At 73.0% G+C, this 22,278-nt stretch carries 24 protein-coding genes and 1 riboswitch; of the genes, 14 read left to right on the forward strand and 10 right to left on the reverse strand.

The genetic code is table 11. From position 1 onward, the window contains the following. Positions 1-32 precede the first annotated feature (32 nt). Positions 33-722, reverse strand: a complete 690-nt coding sequence (locus tag ACFWUY_RS19275) for an SCO2322 family protein (RefSeq protein ID WP_384109303.1) — start codon at positions 720-722, stop codon at positions 33-35. Continuing rightward, the gene (locus ACFWUY_RS19280; RefSeq protein WP_384109306.1) at positions 719-1,969 is read right to left on the reverse strand and encodes a prenyltransferase/squalene oxidase repeat-containing protein; all 1,251 of its coding nucleotides are present in this window, start codon (positions 1,967-1,969) and stop codon (positions 719-721) included. Before ACFWUY_RS19280 ends, ACFWUY_RS19275 begins: the two co-directional genes overlap by 4 nt. Before the next feature lie 95 nt (positions 1,970-2,064). Continuing rightward, positions 2,065-2,139: riboswitch (cobalamin riboswitch) on the reverse strand. Between the two features lie 343 nt (positions 2,140-2,482). On the opposite strand from ACFWUY_RS19280, the gene ACFWUY_RS19285 reads away from it, so the two are divergent. Then, positions 2,483-4,147 carry a protein kinase gene (locus ACFWUY_RS19285; RefSeq protein WP_384109309.1) on the forward strand — a complete coding sequence of 555 codons (1,665 nt, stop codon included), beginning with the start codon at positions 2,483-2,485 and terminating at the stop codon, positions 4,145-4,147. A 4-nt stretch (positions 4,148-4,151) separates the two neighbouring features. Here ACFWUY_RS19285 and ACFWUY_RS19290 read toward each other — a convergent pair whose 3' ends face one another. Then, a complete protein-coding gene (locus ACFWUY_RS19290) occupies positions 4,152-5,189 on the reverse strand; it encodes an MBL fold metallo-hydrolase (protein WP_384109312.1) in 1,038 nt (345 codons plus the stop codon). A gap of 203 nt (positions 5,190-5,392) precedes the next feature. Here ACFWUY_RS19290 and ACFWUY_RS19295 point away from each other — a divergent pair, with 203 nt between their 5' ends. The 5 genes from ACFWUY_RS19295 to ACFWUY_RS19315 all read left to right on the forward strand — a co-directional run bounded on the left by ACFWUY_RS19295 (position 5,393) and on the right by ACFWUY_RS19315 (position 8,996). Beyond that, positions 5,393-5,794, forward strand: coding sequence for a DUF3052 domain-containing protein (locus ACFWUY_RS19295; RefSeq protein ID WP_384109315.1), 402 nt, complete (start codon positions 5,393-5,395; stop codon positions 5,792-5,794). A gap of 170 nt (positions 5,795-5,964) precedes the next feature. After that, positions 5,965-7,425, forward strand: coding sequence for an aldehyde dehydrogenase (locus ACFWUY_RS19300; protein WP_384109318.1), 1,461 nt, complete (start codon positions 5,965-5,967; stop codon positions 7,423-7,425). Further along, complete coding sequence (locus ACFWUY_RS19305; RefSeq protein ID WP_384109321.1) at positions 7,425-7,658, forward strand: ferredoxin; 234 nt, start codon at positions 7,425-7,427, stop codon at positions 7,656-7,658. Before ACFWUY_RS19300 ends, ACFWUY_RS19305 begins: the two co-directional genes overlap by 1 nt. A gap of 129 nt (positions 7,659-7,787) precedes the next feature. Further along, the gene (locus ACFWUY_RS19310; protein ID WP_384109324.1) at positions 7,788-8,354 is read left to right on the forward strand and encodes a hypothetical protein; all 567 of its coding nucleotides are present in this window, start codon (positions 7,788-7,790) and stop codon (positions 8,352-8,354) included. 99 nt (positions 8,355-8,453) lie between these two features. Continuing rightward, positions 8,454-8,996, forward strand: coding sequence for a hypothetical protein (locus ACFWUY_RS19315; RefSeq protein WP_384109327.1), 543 nt, complete (start codon positions 8,454-8,456; stop codon positions 8,994-8,996). A gap of 208 nt (positions 8,997-9,204) precedes the next feature. Here ACFWUY_RS19315 and ACFWUY_RS19320 read toward each other — a convergent pair whose 3' ends face one another. Further along, a complete protein-coding gene (locus tag ACFWUY_RS19320; protein WP_384109330.1) occupies positions 9,205-9,837 on the reverse strand; it encodes a TetR family transcriptional regulator in 633 nt (210 codons plus the stop codon). Positions 9,838-10,120: 283 nt separating this feature from the next. On the opposite strand from ACFWUY_RS19320, the gene ACFWUY_RS19325 reads away from it, so the two are divergent. From ACFWUY_RS19325 to ACFWUY_RS19335, 3 genes are all read left to right on the forward strand, one after another. Then, the gene (locus ACFWUY_RS19325) at positions 10,121-11,440 is read left to right on the forward strand and encodes a glycosyltransferase family 4 protein (protein WP_384109333.1); all 1,320 of its coding nucleotides are present in this window, start codon (positions 10,121-10,123) and stop codon (positions 11,438-11,440) included. 139 nt (positions 11,441-11,579) lie between these two features. Then, the gene (locus ACFWUY_RS19330; RefSeq protein WP_384109335.1) at positions 11,580-12,314 is read left to right on the forward strand and encodes a class I SAM-dependent methyltransferase; all 735 of its coding nucleotides are present in this window, start codon (positions 11,580-11,582) and stop codon (positions 12,312-12,314) included. Then, the gene (locus tag ACFWUY_RS19335) at positions 12,311-13,399 is read left to right on the forward strand and encodes a prenyltransferase (protein ID WP_384109338.1); all 1,089 of its coding nucleotides are present in this window, start codon (positions 12,311-12,313) and stop codon (positions 13,397-13,399) included. Before ACFWUY_RS19330 ends, ACFWUY_RS19335 begins: the two co-directional genes overlap by 4 nt. A 22-nt stretch (positions 13,400-13,421) precedes the next feature. On the opposite strand, the gene ACFWUY_RS19340 is transcribed toward ACFWUY_RS19335, so the two are convergent. Next, a complete protein-coding gene (locus ACFWUY_RS19340; protein ID WP_384109341.1) occupies positions 13,422-13,715 on the reverse strand; it encodes a hypothetical protein in 294 nt (97 codons plus the stop codon). Between the two features lie 111 nt (positions 13,716-13,826). On the opposite strand from ACFWUY_RS19340, the gene ACFWUY_RS19345 reads away from it, so the two are divergent. Next, positions 13,827-14,372, forward strand: coding sequence for a hypothetical protein (locus ACFWUY_RS19345; protein WP_384109346.1), 546 nt, complete (start codon positions 13,827-13,829; stop codon positions 14,370-14,372). Positions 14,373-14,374: 2 nt separating this feature from the next. On the opposite strand, the gene ACFWUY_RS19350 is transcribed toward ACFWUY_RS19345, so the two are convergent. The 3 genes from ACFWUY_RS19350 to ACFWUY_RS19360 all read right to left on the reverse strand — a co-directional run bounded on the left by ACFWUY_RS19350 (position 14,375) and on the right by ACFWUY_RS19360 (position 17,372). Next, complete coding sequence (locus ACFWUY_RS19350; protein ID WP_384109350.1) at positions 14,375-15,385, reverse strand: LLM class F420-dependent oxidoreductase; 1,011 nt, start codon at positions 15,383-15,385, stop codon at positions 14,375-14,377. A 116-nt stretch (positions 15,386-15,501) separates the two neighbouring features. Next, complete coding sequence (locus tag ACFWUY_RS19355) at positions 15,502-16,371, reverse strand: DUF5336 domain-containing protein (RefSeq protein WP_384109358.1); 870 nt, start codon at positions 16,369-16,371, stop codon at positions 15,502-15,504. A 101-nt stretch (positions 16,372-16,472) separates the two neighbouring features. After that, positions 16,473-17,372, reverse strand: coding sequence for an N-acetylmuramoyl-L-alanine amidase (locus tag ACFWUY_RS19360; protein WP_384109362.1), 900 nt, complete (start codon positions 17,370-17,372; stop codon positions 16,473-16,475). Positions 17,373-17,710: 338 nt separating this feature from the next. On the opposite strand from ACFWUY_RS19360, the gene ACFWUY_RS19365 reads away from it, so the two are divergent. After that, entirely contained in the window at positions 17,711-19,591 is a 1,881-nt protein-coding gene (locus ACFWUY_RS19365; protein ID WP_384109365.1) for a hypothetical protein, read from the forward strand. Positions 19,592-19,600: 9 nt separating this feature from the next. On the opposite strand, the gene ACFWUY_RS19370 is transcribed toward ACFWUY_RS19365, so the two are convergent. Further along, on the reverse strand, positions 19,601-20,230 hold the full coding sequence (locus ACFWUY_RS19370; RefSeq protein WP_384109372.1) for a class I SAM-dependent methyltransferase: 630 nt from the start codon (positions 20,228-20,230) through the stop codon (positions 19,601-19,603). A gap of 57 nt (positions 20,231-20,287) precedes the next feature. Next, on the reverse strand, positions 20,288-20,695 hold the full coding sequence (locus ACFWUY_RS19375) for an ATP-binding protein (protein ID WP_384109375.1): 408 nt from the start codon (positions 20,693-20,695) through the stop codon (positions 20,288-20,290). Between the two features lie 84 nt (positions 20,696-20,779). On the opposite strand from ACFWUY_RS19375, the gene ACFWUY_RS19380 reads away from it, so the two are divergent. Genes ACFWUY_RS19380 through ACFWUY_RS19390 form a run of 3 tightly spaced genes read left to right on the forward strand, consistent with a single transcriptional unit; the run spans position 20,780 to position 22,225 of the window. Further along, on the forward strand, positions 20,780-21,619 hold the full coding sequence (locus ACFWUY_RS19380; protein WP_384109378.1) for a Scr1 family TA system antitoxin-like transcriptional regulator: 840 nt from the start codon (positions 20,780-20,782) through the stop codon (positions 21,617-21,619). Further along, the gene (locus ACFWUY_RS19385) at positions 21,588-21,788 is read left to right on the forward strand and encodes a DUF397 domain-containing protein (RefSeq protein WP_384109382.1); all 201 of its coding nucleotides are present in this window, start codon (positions 21,588-21,590) and stop codon (positions 21,786-21,788) included. The genes ACFWUY_RS19380 and ACFWUY_RS19385 overlap by 32 nt, the downstream gene beginning before the upstream one ends. Before the next feature lie 20 nt (positions 21,789-21,808). Further along, entirely contained in the window at positions 21,809-22,225 is a 417-nt protein-coding gene (locus tag ACFWUY_RS19390; RefSeq protein ID WP_384109388.1) for a hypothetical protein, read from the forward strand. Positions 22,226-22,278: the final 53 nt, after the last annotated feature.

Here is a 22,278-nt window from a genome sequence, read left to right on the forward strand (position 1 = left end):
GGAGCGCGGAGGCCGCGCGGAACATGCGGGGCTCATCCGCGGCGGCGGGCCTTCCAGACCGCGGCCCCGCCGAGGGCCAGGACGGCCGCCCCGCCGGCGAGTACGCCGAAGGACGGGCCCCCTCCCTCTTCCCCCGCGGCCGACGGGGTCGCCGCGGTCGAAGCGCTGGGCGTGACCGACGCCGGGGCCGTCTCCGCGACCTGCTCGCCGCAGCCCTTCGCCGGATAGCCGGCGATCCCGCACAGCATGGCCGCGCTGTCGTACCGCAGGGGCTTCGCCACCGCGGCGAGCGCCTCCGCGGCCGTCGCGTCCTCGCGGACCCGGGCGCAGCCGACCTCGGCCGCCTTCTCGGGCGGGGTCTCGCCGGGCGGGGCGTCCGCCGGGCCGCCGAAGTCGACGACGACCGCGACCCGCTTGGCGCCGTCCTTCTTCTCCACGCTCCCGCAGACCTCCGCGAAGCCGGGCCGGACGGAGGGCAGGGAGGTGTCGTCCGTGCCGTTGCTGACCGCGAAGCGGAAGCCGATCGTGTCGCCGTCGGCGGGGCGGGCGGTCGCGGGGCCCTGGGTGGCGTACGCCCACGGCTTGCCGCCGTCGCTCTCCCAGAACGACCAGTAGCGGTAGCCGGCCGCCTGGGCCGGAGCCGCGGCGATCCCGGTCAGCGTGAGCAGCGCTCCGGCGGCGGCGGCCGCGACGCGGGCGCCGCGCCTTCCGGCCGTCGTCACTTCTTGCGCCCGCTCACGAGGAAGCCGATGCCGACGCCGACGACCATGCCGATGCCGATGATCCACCAGACGTCGAAGCCGCGGCCCTCGTCGTCGCTCGTCGAGGACGCGGAGGTGTCGGGGGTCTTGGGCGCGGGGCCGGTGGCGTTGAGCTGCTCCACCAGGTCCGCCGTGCCGAACTCGCGCGGGTCGGTGTCGGTCGCGCGGGCGGCCAGGATCAGCTGGGCGTAGGCGGCGGGGCCGCTCTCCTTCGCCCAGGCGGCGGAGTTCTTCTCCAGCCACTCCAGGGCGGGCTTCGCCTCCTTGGCCGCGCCGGAGGCGGCGAGCGCGACGACGGCGTCGGCGGTGTTGCCGATGTCGGGCTGCTCGGCGGTGTCGGTGGCGCCCGGCATCGGCGGCAGGGTGAGGTGGCCGGTCTTCGCGAGGGTCTGTGCCAGGTAGGAGGCGCCGTTGAGCGCGGCCCGCTCGACCGTCGGCTTCGACAGGTCGGTGCAGACCGGCGGCTGCTCCGGGGACGCCTTGGCGGCGACGATGCTCTTGCCGAGGCCGGCGAGGGTGGCCGCGGCGGTGGCGTCGGCGTTCGCGAGCAGCTTGCCGGTCTCGTCCGGCTGGTACGCGAAGGCGCCCGCGCCGGCCTTGTCCGAGCAGGGCAGCGCGAAGGAGAGGAGCGCGTCGTAGGGCGTACGGCCCTCGACGGAGGTGAACGAGCCGGGCCGCACGCCGGTCGCGGCGAGCGCGCCGACGACGATCGAGGTGGAGTTGGCGTCGCTGGCGCCGCCGACGCCGTATCCCCAGCCGCCGTCCTTGTTCTGCACGGTGCGCAGCCAGTCGGAGCCGGCCTTGACGGCCCGGTCGATCTTCTCCGGTTCGGTGGCCTGGCGGCGGACGGCGCGGAGCGCCTGCACGGCGACGGCGGTGGCGTTGGTGTCCCGCATCGTCTTCGCGTCGCAGGCCTTCGTGACGTCCGCGCGGTACGAGCTGAAGGAGCCGTCCTCGCACTGCTGGCCGAGGAGCCAGGCCACGGCCTGGTCGGCGGGCTGGAAGTCGGTGGCGCGCTGGGCGAGGAAGGCGAGCGACTGGCGCCAGACGCCGTCGTACGTCGGGTCCTTCGTGCCGTACAGGCCGGGCGGGAGCGCGCCGGCCGAGGGGGAGGGGGAGGGCGCGGCGGTGGCGGCCCCGGCTGCTCCGGTGCCGAGCAGGACGGCGGCGGCTGCGAGCGCGGCGGCGCCTCGGCGGACGGTGTTCATGGGGCCCTCTCCTGCGGCCGGGCTCCGGCACGCCTCAGGGGCACCAGGCTCCGGCTCCGTATTCCTCGACGGTGCCGGCGTTCACGTCCCGGACGGGGCATTCCGACTCGCCGCTCACGGAGAGCGGCTCACGGTTGCGCGGTCAGTGCCGGATTCGCACCGGCTTCCCCCCGTACGGGCATGATGACGACGGGCCACACTCTACCGGCCCGTACGGCCCCGTCCCCGGGGGGTGCGAGGCGGCTCACACCCGGACGGGAGGCGGGCTCCGGGGTGATCCCGGACGGGCTTCGCGGGCGCGCTGCCGGAGAGCGGACCGCTGTGCCATGCTGACGGCCGCGCCCGTGTGCGCGAGGTCCACGTGAGAACCGCAGAACCTCGTACGCACGCGCGCGTGAACGCACGCACGGGACCGCGCGGGCGCACGCGCGCGTGAACACGTGGTCATGTGGTCATGTGGACGTGGTGCGACACGGGGCGCGATGACGACGGCGTCTTCACGGGGGGTGCGGAATGCGGCCGTTGACCGAGAGCGACCCGCGGGCGGTCGGTTCCTACCGGCTGCTCTACCGCCTGGGCGAGGGCGGCATGGGCCGCGTCTACCTGGGTCGGTCGCGGGGCGGCCGCACGGTCGCGCTGAAGGTGGTGCACGGCGCGATCGCGGGTGACCCGGGCTTCCGTACACGCTTCGCCCGCGAGGTACGGGCCGCCCAGTCGTTACGGGGGGCGGGCACCGTCCCGGTCCTGGACGCCGACCCGGACGCGGAGGTTCCCTGGCTGGCCACCGCGTACGTGCCGGGGCCCGCGCTCTCCGAGGCGGTCCTCGGGCACGGGCCGCTGCCCGAACCGGCCCTGTGGCGCCTGCTCTCCGGCCTCGCGCACGCCCTCGAAGGGGTGCACCGCGCGGGGCTCGTGCACCGGGACGTGAAACCGTCCAACGTGCTGCTCTCGCTGTCCGGCCCCCTGCTCATCGACTTCGGCATCGCGCGCTCCGCCGACGAGACGGCCCTGACGGGGACGGGTCTGGTCGTCGGTTCGCCCGGGTTCATGTCGCCGGAGCAGGCGGAGGGGCGGCCGGTCGGGCCCGCGGCGGACGTCTTCTCGCTCGGCGCGGTGCTGGCGTTCGCGGCGACCGGGCGGGGGCCCTTCGGGGGCGGCTCGGTGGCGGAGCTGCTGTACCGGCTCGTCCACCACGAGCCCGACCTCACGGGGGCCGAGGGGCCCTTCGCGGAACTCGTACGCCGCTGCCTGGCCAAGCGGCCGGAGGAGCGCCCACCGGTGGCGGAGCTCACGGCCGTCGCCGACGCCCACCTCGGGGACACCGGGCCCTGGCTCCCGGCGCCGGTCGTCGCGGCCATCGCGCAGAAGGGGGAGGAACTGCTCAACGCGGAGGCTGAGCCGGAGCCGGAGCCCCCTGGTGGGGGCAGCGGGACGGCCGCGAACACGAACACGCCCGCGAGCGCGGGCGCCGATCCGTCGCAGGGCGCCCTCACCGCCGTACTCCCGCAGCCGCAGCCGCAGCCGCCGCCACCAACCGCTGTGCTGCCCGCTCCCGCCCGGACCCCTGCCCGGACCCCTGCCCGGACCCCTGCCCGGACCCCTGCCCGGACTCCTGCCCGGACCCCCGTCCGGGGCCCGGCCGCCGTGCCGCGAGCGCGGGCGTCGTCGAAGGGGGCGCCGTCCGCGCGGGAAGTCGCCGTGCGCACTCTGACCGCCGGCCTGGGCCGGCCCGTCCTCGGGCTGTTCTACCTGGTGCCGATGCTGGCGTTCCTCGTGGGCGGGGTCGACCTCCTGGAGCGGGCGGCGGTCCATCCCTCGCTCTCCGACCAGGCGGGCGGGGCCTATCAATGGGCGATGAACGACTGGTGGCGCCTCCCCGCGACCCTGCTCCTCATCGTCGCGATGGCCGGGCTCCACACCTACCGGCGGCGGCTGTTGACGGTGCCGCAGGGCAGGGTCCGGCTCTGGGCCGCCGGTATCGCCGTCTACTGGATGGCGCTGTGCGCCGTGCTGACGCTGCACCTCCTCTGGTTCCTGTTCGTCCACAACGGTTACGCCTACGGGGAAGGCGGGGGGCAGCACTACCTGTGGTGGGTGGCGCTGCCGGTGATGGTCCTCGGAGGTGGCTTCTCCCCGATCGTCCTGGTCATGTCGATCGTCCGTCTGGTGAAGGCCTGAGGCCTCACACCGCCACGTACTCCACCGGGTCCGTGCCGGGCACCGGTTCGGCGCGGCCCAGTTTCACCAGGCGGCGGACGTGCGCCTCGGCTTCGCTGACGGCGATGTTCCGGGAGCCGTGGGGGATCTGCTCCCAGGGGCGGTTCCACTCCATCCGCTCGGCGAGCTGCCAGGGGGTGAGGGGTGCGGCGAGGAGGCCGAGGAGTCCGGTGAGCCGTTCCTCGTGGTGGTCGAGGAGTGCGCGGACCCGGCCGGCGGCGTCGGTGAAGGCGTGCTGATGGGCGGGGAGGACCTCGGCGACGCCGAGGCGGCCGACGCGTTCGAGGGAGTCGAGGTAGTCGCCGAGGGGGTCGGTGACAGTGGAGTCGTCGGGGTCCTCGTACAGGCCGATGTGCGGGGAGATCCCGGGCAGCAGGTGGTCGCCGGAGAAGAGACGGCCGTGGCCGGGCAGCCGCGAGGGGTGCTCCTCCTCCAGGTGGAGGCAGACGTGGCCGGGGGTGTGGCCCGGGGTCCAGATCGCGCGCAGTCGCCGTCCGGCCAGGTCGAGCAGCTCGCCGGGGACGATCTCGCGGTCGGGGAGGGCGGAGCGCAGGCCGGGGAGGGTGCCCAGGCGGCCGGAGGCGCGGGCGGCCCGCAGCGGGGCGAGGTGCTCCTCGGGGGCGCCGACGGTGGCGAGTTTGCGGGCGAGGTAGTCGAGCCAGGTGCCGGGTTCGGACTCGCGGGTGCGGCGGACGACGGCCGTGTCGGCGGCGTGCATGGCGATCCAGGCCCCGGACTCCTCGCGGACCCGGCCGGAGAGGCCGTGGTGGTCGGGGTGGTGGTGGGTGATGACGACGCCGTGGACGTCCGACACGTCGAGGCCCAGCGCGTGGAGTCCGGCGGCGAGTTCGGTCCAGGAGGCCGGGTCGTCCCAGCCGGTGTCGACGAGGACAGGGCCGCGGTCGGTGTCGAGGACGTGCACCAGGGTGTGGCCGAGCGGATTATCCGGGATGGGCACCCGGAGCGACCAGACGCCTCCGCCGTGCTCGGTCACCTGGGTCATGGGCGGGTCCTCATCTCTCCAAGGCGGTGCGGAGCGTGCTCGACCACTGCTCATCATAACGAGAACTGACTACCCGTCAGAGCGGCTCGCGCCTCTTGGGCCCGGCAGGGTGTTCGGTCATCGTGGTGGGCGTTGCCGACATGACAGGGGAGAAGGACGCGATGACACCTGCTGGGGGGGAAGAGGACGACTACGGAGCCAGGTTGGGGTTCTCCCGCGGCCTGGTGGTGCAGGAGCTCGGCCAGGACGACGATGTCGACGACGGTCTGCGGGAGTCGGTCGAGGAGGCCATCGGGGGGAGTCTCGTCGATGACGATCACCAGGGTGCGGTCGATGTCGTGCTCCTGTGGCTCCGGGAGGGGGACGGTGACCTCGTCGACATCCTGACGGAGGCGGCCGTCCCTCTCGCGGCCGACGGCCACATCTGGGTGCTGACACCGAAGACCGGCAAGCCCGGCCACCTGGAGCCCGGCGAGATCGGAGAAGCCGCTCCGGCGGCCGGCCTGTCGCGGACCGGCACCGTCGCGGCGGGGGCCTGGACCGCGTCCCGGCTGGTTCGTCCCGAGGTGCCCGACGCGCGCACCTCGGGACGGCGGGGCGTCTGACGGACCGGAGGCGGCCCCGGCCGCATGGTCAAGACCCCGCCAGTCGTAAAACGGCTGGTGGGGCCCATTCCGTCCGGAGCATTGCCCCCTATAACTAGAACTGGTATCAGTTCTGGGTATCAGTTCTGATGAATCGTCAGGGAGTTCCTTCTCCTCTGGAGGCGGCGGGCATGACCGAGCTTGTGGAGCACGGAAAGCTTTTCATCGGCGGGCAGTTGACCGACCCGCTCGGCGAGGAGGTCATCGAGGTCATCTCCCCGCACACCGAGGAGGTCATCGGGCGCGTCCCGCACGCCTCCACCGCCGACGTCGACCGGGCCGTGGCCGCCGCACGCCGGGCCTTCGACGAAGGGCCGTGGCCCCGGATGCCGGTGGAGGAGCGGATCGCCGTCGTCAGCCGCATCAAGGACGCCGTCGCCGTCCGCCACGAGGAGATCGCCCGCTCCATCAGCGCGCAGAACGGCTCCCCGTACTCCTGGTCCGTCCTCGCCCAGGCGCTCGGCGCGATGATGGTCTGGGACGCGGCGATCACCGTCGCCCGCGACTTCGCGTACGAGGAGCGGCGCGGCGGCATCCTCGGGCCGCTGCTCGTCCGGCGCGAGCCGGTCGGGGTGGTCGCGGCCGTCGTCCCGTGGAACGTGCCCCAGTTCACCGCCGCCGCCAAGCTGGGACCCGCACTGCTCGCCGGCTGCACGGTGGTCCTCAAGCCGTCGCCCGAGTCGCCCCTCGACTCGTACATCCTCGCCGACATCGCCACCGAGGCCGGGCTTCCCGAGGGGGTGCTCAGCATCCTGCCCGCCGACCGCGAGGTCAGCGAGTACCTCGTCGGCCACCCCGGCGTCGACAAGGTCTCCTTCACCGGCTCGGTCGCCGCCGGCCGGCGGGTCATGGAGGTCGCCTCCCGCAACCTCACCCGCGTCACCCTCGAACTCGGCGGGAAGTCGGCCGCGGTGATCCTGCCCGACGCGGATCCGGCGACCGCCGTCGCCGGGATCGTCCCGGCCGCCTGGATGAACAACGGCCAGGCGTGCGTGGCCCAGACCCGTATCCTCGCCCCCCGCTCGCGGTACGAGGAGATCGCCGAGGCCTTCGCCGCGGCGGCCGGCGCGCTCGTCGTCGGCGACCCGCTCGACCCGGCCACCCAGGTCGGCCCGCTCGTCGCCAGGCGCCAGCGGCAGCGCTCCCTCGACTACATCGGCATCGGCCAGGCCGAGGGCGCCAAGGTCCTCGCGGGCGGGGGCCGCCCGGCCGGGCTCGACCGCGGCTGGTACGTCGAACCGACGCTCTTCGGCGGCGTCGACAACTCCATGCGGATCGCCCGCGAGGAGATCTTCGGCCCGGTCATCTGCCTCCTGCCGTACGGGGACGAGGCCGAGGCCCTGCGGATCGCGAACGACTCCGACTTCGGCCTCAGCGGCAGTGTCTGGACCAGGGACGTCGAGCACGGCATCGACTTCGCCCGGGAGGTGCGCACCGGCACCTTCAACGTCAACACCTTCAGCCTCGACATGCTCGGACCCTTCGGCGGCTACAAGAACTCCGGCCTGGGCCGCGAGTTCGGCCCCGAGGGCTTCGGCGAGTACCTGGAGCACAAGATGATCCACCTGCCGGCCGGATACGGGGACGCGTGATGGGGGACCGCTGGCACGTCGAGGTCGACCGGGGCGTCTGCATCGGCTCCGGCATGTGCGTGAACCACGCCCCGGACGACTTCCGCCTCGACACGGCCCGCCAGTCGCACCCCCGCGCCCCGGAGACCGACGCGGGCGAACTCCTGCTCGCGGCGGCGGAGGGCTGCCCGGTGGAGGCGATCCTGATCACCCTCGCGGAGGGGGGAGAGCCGGTGTTCCCGCCGGAGGAGTGACCGCGCCCGCCCCGTGCCCGGCCGCCCGTTCCACGCCCCGCGCCCGCTCGCCGGGACCGCCCGTGACCTGGTCTTCCCCCGTGTGTGACACTCCCTCGGCACAGCAGGAACACAGGGAGCGGGGACGTCATGCGGGGTCGGAGTACACGGTGGGCGGCGGTCGGGGGCGCGGTGGCGGTGGCGTTCCTCGGGACGGGGTGCGGGGCCGGCGCGGGGGCGGAGGCCTTCGACCGTGAGGCGGTGCACACCGAGATCGTCGCCGCCGTCGAGGGCGCGGGGCTGCCGAAGTCCGGCACCCCGGGGCTCGGCGGGTCGACCCCCACGCCCGGGCCCACGCCGTCCACGGAGCGGGAGCGGGTGGAGGAGCGCGCCGCGGCCTGCTCCGCCGCCTGGCAGTACGTCGGCCCCGTCGTCGACGGGTCGCGCGGCGGCTTCGACAAGGCGGTCGCCGCCCTCGCGGGGGAGCGCTGGAGCCAGTCGCAGCGCCAGGTGGAGAAGCTGGACGACAAGGGCGGCACCATGGTCGGGGTCACGCTCGAGAAGCGGGGCTGGACGCTGTACGCCCGCCACCACAGCGCGCGGCAGGGGCTGAGCATGGACATGATCTCCTTCCAGGCCTCGGAGGACTCGTGCATGAAGCAGTTCACCGAGAAGGAGATGGAGTCCCTGTTCGGGGAGGACGTAGAACGGTCCTGACGAGAGGCGCCGTTGCACACGCCCGTCGTTCCCACGTGCAAAACTGGCCCCTTGTCAACGGGGGCAAGAGGCCTTCGTGCGTGCCGATTTGGGAGAACTGTGCGCAAGGCGAAAATGGTGGCCGCGGCCGCCGGTGTGGTGCTGCTGGTCGCGGGCTGTGGCAGCGAGGGCGGTTCGGACAAGGCGGGCTCGTCCTCAGCGGGTTCGACCGCCTCGGGCGGTTCGGGGTCGGGCGGTTCGGGCGGTTCGAGCGACGAGAAGCTCGACGGCGCCGCCGTCACCAAGGAGCTGAACGACGCGGCGACGGCGGCCGGATTCGCGCAGGACGCCTCGGGCGAGCAGATTCCGGCCGAGCTCAAGGACTGCATGGTCAGCTGGACGGCCGACGCCGAGAAGGCCGCGGACCCGAAGAAGTCCTACGCCGCCACGGTCGCGGCCCTCGTCAAGGGCGGCTGGCAGGAGGAGCGGAGCCACGAGCAGAGCGGCTCCGTGATCAAGTCCCTGAAGAAGAGCGGCTGGCAGCTCAACGCCAGCGACCACTCCACCGGCCCGGTGAAGCTGGTGATGTTCGTCGGCGCCGACTCCAGCCCGGAGTGCGCGGCGCTCATCGCGAAGGACAACGCGAAGAAGACGACGCCCTGATCCGACGCCCTGATCCGGCGCCTTGATCCGACGTCCTGATCCGGCGTCGTCCCGCCGCCGTCCGTGCCCCCGCCGTGAGATCCCGGCCGGGGGCGCGGGCGGCGGCGCTCGCGTACGGGCCCGCCAGGGCGGGAGGCCGGTCGGCGTCCCGCCGGGCGGGAGCCGTCGGCGCGGTACGAGCGGTACGAGCCGCCGCGCTCCCCCGCCCTCAGCCCCGCGCGGGCTCCCGCTCCGGTGCCGTCAGGTCGATCAGCCGGCAGACCGTCTCGATGTCGATCTTCACCTGTGCGATCGAGGCCCGCCCGGAGAGCCAGGTGATCAGTGCCGAGTGCCAGGTGTGCTCGATGACCCGGACCGCCGAGAGCTGCGACGGGGTGGGGTGTTCCGCCCCCATCGCGTCCAGGATGATCGCCGTCGTCAGCCGCGAGACCGTGTCGACCTCGGGGCTCACGCCGCGGTCCGCGAAGGTCAGCGCCCGCACCATCGCGTCGGCGAGCTGCGGCTCGCGCTGGAGCGCGCGGAAGGCGCGCATCAGGGTCTCCGCGACCCGCTCCGCCGGGTCGGTGCCCGCGGGCGGCCGCTTCCGCAGGGTGGTGTGCATGTGCTGGAGCTGGTCCTGCATGGTCGCGACCAGCAGGTGGATCTTGGACGGGAAGTAGCGGTACAGCGTCCCCAGGGCCACCCCGGCCGCCTCGGCGACCTCCCGCATCTGCACGGCGTCGAAGCCGCCCCGCGCCGCGAGCTGGGCGCTGGCGTTCAGGATGCGGCGGCGGCGCGCCTCCTGGCGTTCCGTGAGGGGCGGCGACGCGGGTCTGTGGTCCGCCCTGTTGTCTGCGGTCATGAGGTCCCGTTCCGTGCGGTGGGGAGCGACAGTATGGCGGTGCGGGCGCCGTGGCGCGAATCACCCGGTCCGGCTCTCACCATGGAGCTACCTGCCGGTAGATTCTGTCCTCCCCGAAGGATCAAGAGGGTCGGGAAGACCGGGCCGACGGTCGGGCGAACGCGACCGAACGCGGTCGAACGATTCGGGCCGACGATCGGGCGACCGGTCAAGTCTGTAACTTGTTCTAGATTAGCGCGAGCGGTTACGCTCCGGCGAAACGCACGCTCGAAGGGGGTCGCGCATGACCGCTGAGGCCATAGAGGCAGGCCCCCGACAGGGCGTCACCGCGGCCGGTGACACTCCGTTGCGGATCGCCCTCCTCACGTACAAGGGGAATCCCTTCTGTGGGGGTCAGGGCGTCTATGTCCGGCACCTCTCCCGCGAGCTCGCCCGCCTCGGCCACAGCGTCGAGGTCATCGGCTCCCAGCCGTACCCCACCCTCGACGAGGGCGTGCCGCTCACCGAGATCGCCAGCCTCGACCTCTACCGCTCGCCGGACCCCTTCCGGACCCCGAAGCGCGGCGAGTACCGGGACTGGATCGACGCCCTCGAAGTCGCCACCATGTGGACCGGCGGCTTCCCCGAGCCGCTCACCTTCTCCCTGCGGGCCCGGCGCATGCTCGCCGCCCGCCGCGGCGACTTCGACGTCGTCCACGACAACCAGACCCTCGGGTACGGGCTCCTCGGCGGCCCGCGCGCGATCGGCGCCCCGCTCGTCACCACGATCCACCACCCCATCACCGTCGACCGGCAGCTCGAACTCGACGCCGCCGCCGACTGGAAGCGCCGCGCCTCCGTCCGCCGCTGGTACGCCTTCACCGGCATGCAGAAGAAGGTCGCCCGCCGGCTGCCGTCCGTACTCACCGTCTCCGGCACCTCCCGCCGGGAGATCGTCGACCACCTCGGCGTCCGCGAGGACCGCATCGAGGTCGTCCACATCGGCGCCGACACCGACCTGTGGTCCCCCGACCCGTCCGTCGCCGAGGTCCCCGGCCGGATCGTCACCACGTCCAGCGCCGACGTCCCCCTCAAGGGCCTGATCCACCTGATCGAGGCGCTCGCCAAGCTCCGCACCGAGAACCCCGACGCGCACCTCGTCGTCGTCGGCAGGCGCGCCGAGGACGGGCCGGTCGCCCAGGCCATCGAGCGGTACGGGCTCGACGGCGCCGTCGAGTTCGTCAAGGGCATCAGCGACGCCGAGCTCGTCGACCTGGTCCGCTCCGCCCAGGTCTCCTGCGTGCCTTCGCTGTACGAGGGGTTCTCGCTGCCTGCCGCGGAGGCGATGGCCACGGGTACGGCACTCGTCGCGACGACGGGTGGCGCGATTCCGGAGGTCGCCGGGCCCGACGGTGAGACCTGCCTCGCGGTGCCGCCGGGGGACGCGGGGGCGCTGGCGGCGGCGCTCGGCCGGTTCCTGGGGGACCCCGAGCTCCGGGGCCGTCTCGGTGCGGCGGGGCGCGCGCGGGTGCTTGAGCGGTTCACGTGGGCGCGTGCCGCGCAGGGCACCGCGGAGCTGTACCGCGAGGCGATCGTCCGCCAAGGCGCCGGGGCCCGCCGGTGACACGTCTCCGTGTGCGCCGGGTGCGGCCCGGTGGGTGGGTTGTGCCCACCCGTTCCGCCCTGGGGGCACCTCCCGGACGAAGTCTGGGGGAGGAACGACTGCCCACAACCTCCGTAACCACCGAAAGCAGGACGACCCCGTGCTGACCGTCGACTTCACCCGCTTCCCGCTCGCCCCCGGCGACCGTGTGCTCGATCTGGGCTGCGGTGCGGGCCGGCACGCGTTCGAGTGCTACCGGCGGGGGGCCCAGGTCGTGGCCCTCGACCAGAACGGCGAGGAGATCCGCGAGGTCGCCAAGTGGTTCGCGGCGATGAAGGAGGCCGGGGAGGCCCCCGCGGGCGCGACCGCCACCGCGATGGAGGGCGACGCCCTCAACCTGCCCTTCCCCGACGAGTCCTTCGACGTCGTCATCATCTCCGAGGTCATGGAGCACATCCCGGACGACAAGGGCGTGCTCGCCGAGATGGTCCGCGTCCTCAGGCCCGGCGGCCGGATCGCGATCACCGTGCCCCGCTACGGCCCCGAGAAGGTCTGCTGGACGCTCTCCGACGCGTACCACGAGGTCGAGGGCGGACACATCCGCATCTACAAGGCCGACGAGCTCCTCGCCAAGATCCGGCAGGCCGGCCTCAAGCCGTACGGCACCCACCACGCGCACGCGCTGCACTCGCCGTACTGGTGGCTGAAGTGCGCGTTCGGCGTCGACAACGACAAGGCGCTGCCGGTCCGCGCGTACCACAAGCTCCTGGTCTGGGACATCATGAAGAAGCCCGCCCTGACCCGGGTCGCCGAGCAGCTGCTCAACCCGGTCGTCGGCAAGAGCTTCGTGGCGTACGCGACCAAGCCCCACCTCCCGAAGGCCGACGCCAAGTGACCTCTCCCGAGCGGATCGCGGAGCACCTCGTCCTCCCCGGGGTGCTGACCGCAGAGCAGGCCGCCGAGACCGTCGCCGGGATACTCGCCGCCCAGCGCGAGGACGGGGCCATACCGTGGTTCCGGGGCCACCACCTCGACCCGTGGGACCACACCGAGGCCGCCATGGCCCTGGACGCGGCCGGCGAGCACGCCGCCGCCGCCCGCGCCTACGAGTGGCTCGCCCGGCACCAGAACAGTGACGGCTCCTGGTACGCGGCCTACCACGACGGCGAGCCGGACCGGGTGACCGACCGGAACCGGGAGTCCAACTTCGTCGCGTACATCGCGGTCGGCGTCTGGCACCACCACCTGGCGACCGGCGACGACGCCTTCCTCGACCGGATGTGGCCCGCCGTCTACGCGGCCGTCGAGTTCGTCCTCGGACTCCAGCAGCCCGGCGGCCAGATCGGCTGGAAGCGCGAGGCCGACGGCACACCGGTGAACGACGCCCTGCTCACCGGCAGTTCGTCCATCCACCAGGCGCTGCGCTGCGCCCTCGCCATCGCCGAGACCCGCGAGGAGCCGCAGCCCGACTGGGAGCTGGCGGCCGGGGCGCTCGGCCACGCGATCCGCCGGCACCCCGAGCGCTTCCTCGACAAGTCCCACTACTCGATGGACTGGTACTACCCGGTCCTCGGCGGCGCGGTCACGGGCGCCGAGGCGCAGGCCCGGATCGAGGCCGGCTGGGACGCCTTCGTCGTACCCGGCCTCGGCGTGCGCTGCGTGGTCCCCAATCCGTGGGTCACCGGCGGCGAGAGCTGCGAACTCGCCCTCGCCCTCTGGGCGACGGGGGAGTCCGACCGCGCGCTCACGATCCTCCAGGACATCCAGCACCTGCGCGCCGACAACGGCATGTACTGGACGGGGTACGTCTTCGAGGGCGACACGGAGGACGACAAGGCCATGTGGCCCGAGGAGCAGACCACTTGGACCGCCGGCTCGCTGCTCCTCGCGGTGGCGGCCCTTGGCGGCGACGAGGCGACCGGGGCGGTGTTCGGGGGCGAGCGACTGCCACGGGGTCTCGAACCGGACTGCTGCGGGTGAACGTCCGGGCCGTCCGGCCCCCTCAGTGGCGGCGCAGCAGCCGCCCCGCCACCATGTGCCCGACGACGAGGTACACGACGGCGGCGAGGCCGTAGCCCGCGACCACCCGCGCCCATGCCTCGTCGAAGGTGAACAGGTCGTACGACCAGCCCGCCAGCCAGTGGGCGACGTCCTGGACGAACTGCACCAGGCTGTTGCCCCGGTTGGCGTCCAGCAGGTACATGAGGATCCAGAGGCCGATGATCGCGGCCATGACATCGGCGAGGACGCTGATCACCCTCGCCGCCTGCGTGGTGTTGCTCCGTCCGGTGGTCATACACCTCGCATTGCCGCGCGTGGCGCTTCGAAACCCGTACGGAGTCGCCCCGGTGGCGGCCGTACGGCCCCCGGGTGAGGCTGGCGGCACTGTCATCAGGGAGGTCCCGTCGTGCCCAGAAGTGTTTCGCGCGGAGTGGTGGCGCTGCTGCTGTCCTGCACCCTGCTCCTGACCACCGCCGCCTGCGGCGGCGACGGGGCCACCACGACCGGTGCCGCCGCGACCCCGACGGGTTCGAGCACCGTCGAGCAGCAGAAGCTCGCGAAGACGCGGTTCGTGGCCAACGCCGGTCTCGCCGCGGGCGCCACGTACCAGTGGATCGTGAAGCCGTACCGGGCGGGCAAGTTCAAGAAGGGCGCGGACGGGCGGACCTTCGCCCTGGTGAAGGCGGGCCTCGCGGGCGCGTTCACGTACAACCGGCTCAAGGCGGCGGTGAACAACGCCAAGGGCGACCCGCTGCTCTCGAAGGCGGTCGCCCCGCTCACGGCGGGGATCGACTCGCTCAAGGACCTCGGCACGAAGCTCCGCAAGGGCGAGGCGGGCGACGCGGACGTCGGCGCCTTCGAGAACATCATCAACAGCGTCAAGGACGCCGGGAAGAGCGCCGGGGCCGAGGTCGTCGACAAGGTCCCCAGCACGTCCCAGCTGGGCGGCTGACGTCAGGCGTTGAGCTCCGCGAGCAGGCGGAGCGTGGCGGGGTCCGGTGAGGTGACGAGGAGGTCCGTCACCGGGCCCCGCCGCCACTTCTCCAGGCGTTCGGCGATCCGCTTCCGGGGGCCGACGAGCGAGATCTCGTCCGCGAAGGCGTCCGGCACCGTGAGCACCGCCTCCTCGCGACGGCCCGCCGCGAACAGCTCCTGGATGCGGCGGGCCTCCTTCCCGTACCCCATCCGCCCCATCAGGTCGGCGTGGAAGTTGCGGGACGCGTGCCCCATGCCGCCGATGTAGAAGCCGAGCATCGCCTTGACCGGCAGCAGCCCGGCCGGCACGTCCTCGCAGACCTGGGCGCGGACCAGGGGTGCGACCAGGAAGCCCTCGGGGAGCGCGTCGGGCAGCGCGTACACCTCGGCCCAGCGCTCCGGACTCCAGTACAGCGGCAGCCAGCCGTCGGCGATGGTGAGGGTCTGCGCGATGTTCCTGGGGCCCTCGGCGCCGAGGAGGACGGGGACGTCGGCCCTGAGGGGGTGGGTGATCGGCTTGAGCGCCTTGCCGAGGCCGGTGCCGTCCGCCCCGGTGTACGGGTGGGAGTGGTGACGCCCTTCGAGCCGGACGGGGGCCTCGCGGCGCAGGACCTGGCGGACCACGTCGACGTACTCGCGGGTCGCGGTCAGCGGGGAGCGGGGGAAGGGGCGCCCGTACCAGCCCTCGACGACCTGCGGCCCCGACAGGCCGAGTCCGAGGAGGACGCGCCCGCCGGAGAGGTGGTCGAGCGTGAGCGCGTGCATCGCGGTGGTGGTGGGGGCGCGGGCGGCCATCTGGGCGACGGCGGTGCCCAGCTTGATGCGGCTGGTGTGGGCGGCGATCCAGGTCAGCGCGGTGAAGGCGTCGGAGCCCCAGGCCTCGGCCGTCCACACGGAGTCGTAGCCGAGCCGCTCGGCCTCGCGGGCGAGGTCGAGATGGGCGGGGGAGGGGCCGCGGCCCCAGTAGCCGAGGGCGAGTCCGAGTCGCATGCCGCACGCATCCTTTCTGACACTTCGTCAGGTAGCGCGATGCGGGGGACTGTACGGCAACGGCCCCCCGCCCGGAAGGGATTCCGGACGAGGGGCCGTGCGCGCGTACGGCGGGATCAGCCGCGCTGGATGCCCGTCGTGTCCTGGAGGACGCCGCGGCGGCCGTCCTGCGTCTGCGCCACCAGGGCGGCACCGCGCTGCTCGACCGCCAGGTACCAGGTGCCGGGGGCCAGCTCGGCGATCGGCGCCTGGGAGCCGTCCTCCGCGTACAGCTGGCGGGCGACCGGGACGGCGAACCAGAACGGCGCGAAGTCCGAGGCCGGCTGCGCCTGCGGGGCCTGGGCCTGGGCCTGTGCCTGCGGCTCCGGCTGGTGCGGGGCGTGCGGCTGCGGGGCGGCGGCCTGCGCGCCGAACGGCTGGCCCGCACCCTGCGAGGGGTCCTGCGGCCCGCCGTACGGCTGCTGCTGCGCACCCGGGTAGCCGTAGCCGCCGGCGACGCCCGGCTGGCCCGGCTGGCCGGGCTGCATGCCGTACGGCTGGGGCGTCTGCGGCTTGGGGGCGCCGACGAGCGGGGCCTTGAGGGCGGGGACCATCGGACCGGCCACGGCGGCACCGGCCGCGACCAGGGCGGCGATCAGACCGAGGATGAGGCCCGCGCCCGCGCTGGTCGCCTCGAAGACCCACATGAGCAGGGTCCACGCGGACGCGATGGTGAACGCCGTGCCGACCTGGCCCAGCTCCAGACCGGCCACCTTGCGCTGCTGCGGCAGGGCGCGGGAGGCGACGACGAGGGCGACGCCGGCGATGCCGAGGAAGAAGGCACCCCAGCCGAGCGGCGACACCTCCCAGGAGTTCGGGCTGTCGAACTGCTTGCAGAACTCCTCCGGGCCGTCACAGCCGGCATAGCCGAGGAACGAGGCGATGAACAGCACCACCGCTGCACCGATCAGCACGCCATCGCCTCGGGTGAGGGAGCGGATATTCACGTAAGAGTCCTTCGTCGGTCGTCGGTCGTCGGGGGTGGCGCTCAGGGTTCGTGGCACGGGGGCGGCCCCATCGTACGGAGCGAATCTATCGCCCGCCGGTTCTACCCCTTGAGGTAGGTCTCGATGCCGTCGGCGATGCCGCGTGCCGCTTTCTGGCGCCACGCCGCCGATGCGAGCAGCTCGGCATCCTTCGGATCACGCATATTGCCGCATTCGACGAAGACCTTGGGGACGGTTGAGAGATTGAGTCCGCCGAGATCGTCGCGGACGTCCAACCCCGTACCGGAGCCGAGGTAGTTGGAGGGTTCCGTTCCGGTGGCGCGGGCGAACCGGTCGGCGATCCGCTCGCCGAGGACGCGGGAGGGGCCGACGATCTTCGTGGTGTCGGCGGAGCCCTCGCGCACCTGTGCGGGCAGGATCACATGGAACCCCCGGTGGCCGACGGCGGAACCGTCCGCGTGGACGGAGACGACGGCGTCGGCGCGGGCCTCGTTGCCGATCCGGGCGCGCTCGTCGATGCACGGGCCCCAGGGGCGGTCGGCGTCGTGGGTGAGGACCACGGTGGCGCCCTGCGCGGCGAGGAGGTCGCGCAGCCGGTGGGAAACGTCGAGGGTGAACGAGGCCTCGGTGTATCCCGCGTTCGTGGAGGTGCCGGTGGTGTCGCACTCCTTGCGGTTGGTCCCGATGTTCACCTTCTGGTTGATTTCCGTTGAATGGCGGAAATTGCCCGGATTGTGGCCGGGGTCGATCACGACGGTCCGTCCGGCGAGGGAGCGGGTCGGCCGCGAAGGGGACGCGGGCGGGGGAGTCGAGGCGAGCGGGGGCCGCGACTGGGTCGCGGCCGCGTGCCCGGTCGCCGGGGACTGGGGGCTCTGCCCGGACTTCCCGGTCGGCGGGGAGGCCTCGGAGGCCCCGCACCCGGCGAGCACGGCGCAGCAGCCCGTGGCGGCGAGGACGAGGGCGAGGGCACGGCGGGCGGTGTTCCGGTGGTCGTACGGCACCCAGCGACTTTAGGCCCTGCGCGAGGCGAAACGCCGTAGGGGTACGTCGCAGGTTGGTCACCGGCTTGACGGAACGGTGGACGCGTGTGCGGGGACCGTGAAGGGTAGGTGGGAAGAGGCGACGGTGGGTGCCACCGCGCATGGACCCACGAGGGGGAACCGTGGTGGGGGAAGAACCGAACGACGCACGCCCTGAACCGAACGACAGACGTCCCGAACCGGACGACGCGCGCCCGGAACCGAACGGCAGGCCGCCGGGCGACGCTTCCGGCGCCTCCGAGGCGCCCTGGACCGCGCCGCCCGCGCCACCGGCTCCTCCGGCTCCTCCGGCTGCACCGGTGACTCCGGCCGCACCTGCCACCCCGGCGGCCCCTCCGGTTCCGGCGTCAGCTCCGGCTCCGGCTCCGGCGGCACCTGCCGTCCCCGCCGCGCCGGTCGCCGGACCGCCCACGCTCGCCTTCGGCCCGCCGCCGGGCGCGGTGCCCCCCGCGGCCGCCACCCCGCCGAGCCAGGCGGCGGCCCCGCCCGTCGCGGCTGCCGCCCCGGGCGGCACGCCCGGCTACGGCCCCGCGCCCGACTGGTCCGGAGCCGGAGCCGTGCCGCCGCCCGGCACCCCGCCCGGCTACGGCACCCCGCCCGGCTACGGCCCGCCGCCGGGTTACGGCCCGCCCCCCGGCTACGGTCCGCCCCCCGGGTACGGCGGGCAGCCGCCCGCGCCGCAGCCGCCCGGTGACGCGAACCCGGCCCAGGCCGCCATGATCGGCCTGCTCAACCTCTCCTGCCTGGGCCTCGGTTACGTCCTCCTGCGCAACTGGATCGGCGCCGCCCTCTGCTGGATCGCCACCGCCGCGCTGCTCGTGATCGCACTCCCCGCCGACGTCGACGGCGTGCCCCCGGGGCTCCTCATCGGTTACGGCGTCTTCCTGCTCGCCGTCGCCGCCGACGGCGCCAGGCGCGGACTGCGCGCGACCCTCCGGATCGGCGCCGCCTTCCGCCGCCTCGCGCTGCCGCTCGCCCTCGTGCTGCTCGCCGTGCCCGCGGGCGGTTCGCTCGCGTACGGGGCGGCCCGCGACGAGGCGAAGGAGCAGGCCCTGCTCGAACGGCTCGCCGCCGCCGACGCGCTCGTGAAGTCCGCCGACGGACTGCCGTTCGCCAAGGCCGAGCCGACCTGGCGCCAGGCGCTCGCCACCTACCAGGACCTCGGTACGAAGCACGCCGGCTCGCGCGCCGGGAAGCTCGTACCCGAGCGGCTCGACACGTACTACGAGACGGTCTCCGCCCCGTACACGGACAAGAAGTACTGCGAGGCCGTCCCCTCGCTCAAGCACCTGCGGGGACTGCCCGGCACCGTGGACAAGGAACTCCTGGGCTCCCGTCCCGCCAAGACCGACGAGCCGCTCGCCGAGTCGCTGTACGAGTGCGGGACGGCCGCGCTGGGCGTGCAGACGGCCGAGCCGCCCGCCAGCGAGAGCCTCAACGAGCTCCTCGACACCTTCCCGAAGTCGACCCACGCCACCCGCGTCGAGCCGGCGGTGCGAGCGGCCGTCAAGGCCCGGACGACCGCCCTCGGCGGCGCCGAGCCCTGCGAGGCCACCACCGAACTGCGCGCGCTCCGCTCGTCCCTCGACAACATGAAGGACCCGTCCTTCGAAGCCGTGTCGAAGGAGGCCGCCGCCGGGGTGCAGAAGGGCGACTTCGCCTGCGGGACCGACCACTTCAGGGACAAGGAGTTCAGCTCCGCGGCCACGGCCATGACCGACTACGCCAAGGCGTACCCGGGCAGCCCGCAGGCCGCGCACGCCCGCTCCATCGCCATCGCCGCCGAGATCGCCGAGGAGGACCCCGAGGCCGGGAAGAAGCTGCCCCCGGCCGACGCGCCCGGCGGGACGCGGATGGTGATGGTGGTGAGCAACGACGGCCCCGGCGAGGTCGAGCTGCTCTACACGGGCCCGACGACCGGCAAGGTCACCTTGAAGGCGTGCGGGACCTGCACCAAGTACAAGACCCCGCTCCTCATCAACTCGCCGAAGATCAAGGCCTGCACGGGCCCGGCCTCCAAGTACCCCAAGGCGACCCTCCTCCTGCCCGCCGGCAACTACCACTTCCTCCAGAAGCGGGCCGCGGGCATCTCCTCGGCCGGTGACACGAAGTCGAGCAAGACGAAGATCGAACCGGGCTACAGCTACACCAACTGCCTGTACGTGACCTCGCTGTACTGACCCGGCTGATCAGCGGCGGCGCAGGACCCGCAGCGAGTCGGTGACCGAGATCTCCTCGAAGTCACCCGACTCCAGCGCCCGGAGATAGATCCGGTACGGGGCCTGGCCGCCGTCCGCCGGGTCCGGGAACACGTCGTGGATGACGAGCAGGCCCCCGGGGGCGACCTTGGGGGCCCAGCCCTCGTAGTCGTTCGTGGCGTGCTCGTCGGTGTGCCCGCCGTCGATGAACACGAACCCGAGCTGCCCGCCCCACACCTTCGCCACCTGCGGCGACCGCCCGACCACGGCGATCACGTGCTCCTCGAGGCCCGCCTTGCGCAGGGTCCGGCGGAAGGTGGGCAGGGTGTCCATGACCCCCACCTCGGGGTCGACCACGGACTCGTCGTGGTACTCCCACCCCGGCTGCTGCTCCTCGCTGCCCCGGTGGTGGTCGACGGTCACCGCGACCGTCCCCGCCTGCCGGGCCACGTCCGCGAGCAGGATCGTCGAGCGCCCGCAGTACGTCCCGACCTCAAGCAGCGGCAGTCCGAGCTTCGCGGCCTCCGCGGCCGCCTCGTACAGCGCGAGCCCCTCCCCGGCGGGCATGAACCCCTTCGCGGCCTCGAAGGCGGCAAGGATCTCGGGCGCGGGCACGGACATGGTGACTCCTACTGGCGGGTACGCGGGTACGGGCGCCCATCGTGCCCTACGCGCGCCCTACCCGTCGCACTCGAACCACACCGTCTTCCCTTCGGCCGTCTCGACGACCCCCCACCGGTCGGTCACCGCCTCCACCAGCGCGAGTCCCCGTCCGCTCTCCTCCAGCGGACCGGCGAGCTTCGCGATCACGTTCCCCGGGACGGCGTCCGCGACCTCGACCCGCAGCCCGAACGGTTCCCGCAGGATCAGGACGGAGCACCGCCGGCCCGGCACGTGCCGGACGACGTTCGCGACGAGCTCGGTGAGCGCGAGGGTCCCCGGGGCGGCGAGGTGGTCGAGATCCCAACGGGTGAGGAACATGCGCAGGATGCGACGCATGTGACCGGCGGAGTGCTCACCGACGGTGAAGCCCATGCGGTAGCTCGTCGCAAGTGCCGGAGGACAGAGGTCTGTTGCCTGATTCATGCCACCAGGGTGGGGTTGCTTGGTTACGCTCGGCTACGGACTGAACGCAACGCCTCACCGCGTGAGCTTGGGGGTGACCTCGCCGTGGTCAACATCCGCAACCTGGATCCGAGTGCCTCGCCGCTGGACTACTACGGATCCGAACTCCGCCGCTTGAGGGAGGAGGCGAAGCTCGGCCAGGCGGAGTTGGGTTCGATCCTCTACTGCACGGCCTCGCTCGTGGGCCAGATAGAGACGGCGAAGAAGGTCCCGACGCGCCAGTTCTCGGAACGGCTGGACGCGGCGCTGCTGACGGGCGGGGTCTTCTCCCGGCTGGTGGGGCTGGTGCTGAAGAGTCAGTTGCCGACGTGGTTCCAGGCGTACGCGGAGATGGAAGCGAAGGCGACGTACATCTCGACGTACCAGTCGCAGCTGGTCTACGGCCTGCTCCAGACACCCGAATACGCTCGCGCGGTGCTGAGCGTCGAGAACCCGGGACGGCTGGAGGAGCTGGTGGCGGCCCGGATGGAGCGTCAGCGGATCCTGGAGCGAGAGCATCCGCCGGTGCTGTGTGTCGTGCTTGACGAGGCGGTGCTGTACCGGGAGATCGGCGGCGCCGAGGTCATGCGGAACCAACTCGCGCACCTGTTGGGTTTTCTGGACCATCCGTGGATCCAGGTGCAGGTGCTTCCCTTCGAGGTCGGTCAGCACCCGGGGCTGTTGGGATCGTTCACCCTGCTGCGCTTCGAGGACGACCCCGACATCCTCTACACCGAGAGCTATGACTCGGGCCATATGACTGCCGATTCTCAGGCGATCAGGGAGCGGTCCGTCGGCTACGCTCGGCTGCAGGCCTCGGCCCTCTCCCGGGAGGTCTCGGCGGCGCTGATCGAACGTGTGATGAGGGAGCGGTATGGGCACCAGCCAGGAACTGCGGTGGCGTAAGTCGTCCTACAGCGGCCCCAACGGCGGTGAGTGCATCGAAATCGCCGACCTCACCGCCCACGTCGCCGTCCGTGACTCCAAGAACCCCGAAGGCCCCGCCTTCCTCGCCACCCCCGCCGCCTTCACGGCGTTCGTGAGCGCCGCCGCCGAGGGGCGCATCGGCCGCTGACCGTGGCGACCCTCATAGGGATGATGATCCTCGTCATCGGCCTGCCGGCCTGGGCGGGGATCACCTACGTCGGCCTGGTCCGGGCCCGGCGGGGCAATGACCTCCCGCGGCCCGAGGTTCCCCTGCCCCGCCGTACGCCCGCCAAGAAGGCGGCCTGGATCGCCGTGCTCGCGTACGTCGCGGGCGGGGCGCTGCACCTGTACGGCCTGTCGTACCTGCCGTTCCTCTTCCCGGAGGACGCGTGCTGGTTCAACGCGGGGTACAAGGCCGTCCCCGACTCCAGCGGCGCACTTCCCGTCAGCCTGGTGTGCGCGGGCGAGGAGATCGTCCCGTGGTGGCTCAACCCCGGGCTGCTCGTCCTCGCGGTCACCGCCGTCGGCGCCACCGTCACGAGTGCCGTCCTCGCTCTGAGGAGCAGGCCCGCCGGAGCGCGCTGAACGCGCTTTGGCAGTCTTGGCCTGCCCTGCGGCAGGACCGGGGGAGGGTAGGG

The sequence above is a fragment of the Streptomyces sp. NPDC058664 genome (assembly GCF_042716635.1).
Lineage (GTDB): Bacteria > Actinomycetota > Actinomycetes > Streptomycetales > Streptomycetaceae > Streptomyces.

Coding starts and splice junctions, on each gene's coding strand:
- ACFWUY_RS19280 (WP_384109306.1), bottom strand. CDS start 1,969: ATGAACACCGTCCGCCGAGGCGCCGCCGCGCTCGCAGCCGCCGCCGTC.
- ACFWUY_RS19285 (WP_384109309.1), top strand. CDS start 2,483: ATGCGGCCGTTGACCGAGAGCGACCCGCGGGCGGTCGGTTCCTACCGG.
- ACFWUY_RS19290 (WP_384109312.1), bottom strand. CDS start 5,189: ATGACCCAGGTGACCGAGCACGGCGGAGGCGTCTGGTCGCTCCGGGTG.
- ACFWUY_RS19300 (WP_384109318.1), top strand. CDS start 5,965: ATGACCGAGCTTGTGGAGCACGGAAAGCTTTTCATCGGCGGGCAGTTG.
- ACFWUY_RS19305 (WP_384109321.1), top strand. CDS start 7,425: ATGGGGGACCGCTGGCACGTCGAGGTCGACCGGGGCGTCTGCATCGGC.
- ACFWUY_RS19310 (WP_384109324.1), top strand. CDS start 7,788: ATGCGGGGTCGGAGTACACGGTGGGCGGCGGTCGGGGGCGCGGTGGCG.
- ACFWUY_RS19320 (WP_384109330.1), bottom strand. CDS start 9,837: ATGACCGCAGACAACAGGGCGGACCACAGACCCGCGTCGCCGCCCCTC.
- ACFWUY_RS19325 (WP_384109333.1), top strand. CDS start 10,121: ATGACCGCTGAGGCCATAGAGGCAGGCCCCCGACAGGGCGTCACCGCG.
- ACFWUY_RS19340 (WP_384109341.1), bottom strand. CDS start 13,715: ATGACCACCGGACGGAGCAACACCACGCAGGCGGCGAGGGTGATCAGC.
- ACFWUY_RS19350 (WP_384109350.1), bottom strand. CDS start 15,385: ATGCGACTCGGACTCGCCCTCGGCTACTGGGGCCGCGGCCCCTCCCCC.
- ACFWUY_RS19370 (WP_384109372.1), bottom strand. CDS start 20,230: ATGTCCGTGCCCGCGCCCGAGATCCTTGCCGCCTTCGAGGCCGCGAAG.
- ACFWUY_RS19375 (WP_384109375.1), bottom strand. CDS start 20,695: ATGAATCAGGCAACAGACCTCTGTCCTCCGGCACTTGCGACGAGCTAC.
- ACFWUY_RS19385 (WP_384109382.1), top strand. CDS start 21,588: ATGGGCACCAGCCAGGAACTGCGGTGGCGTAAGTCGTCCTACAGCGGC.
- ACFWUY_RS19390 (WP_384109388.1), top strand. CDS start 21,809: ATGATGATCCTCGTCATCGGCCTGCCGGCCTGGGCGGGGATCACCTAC.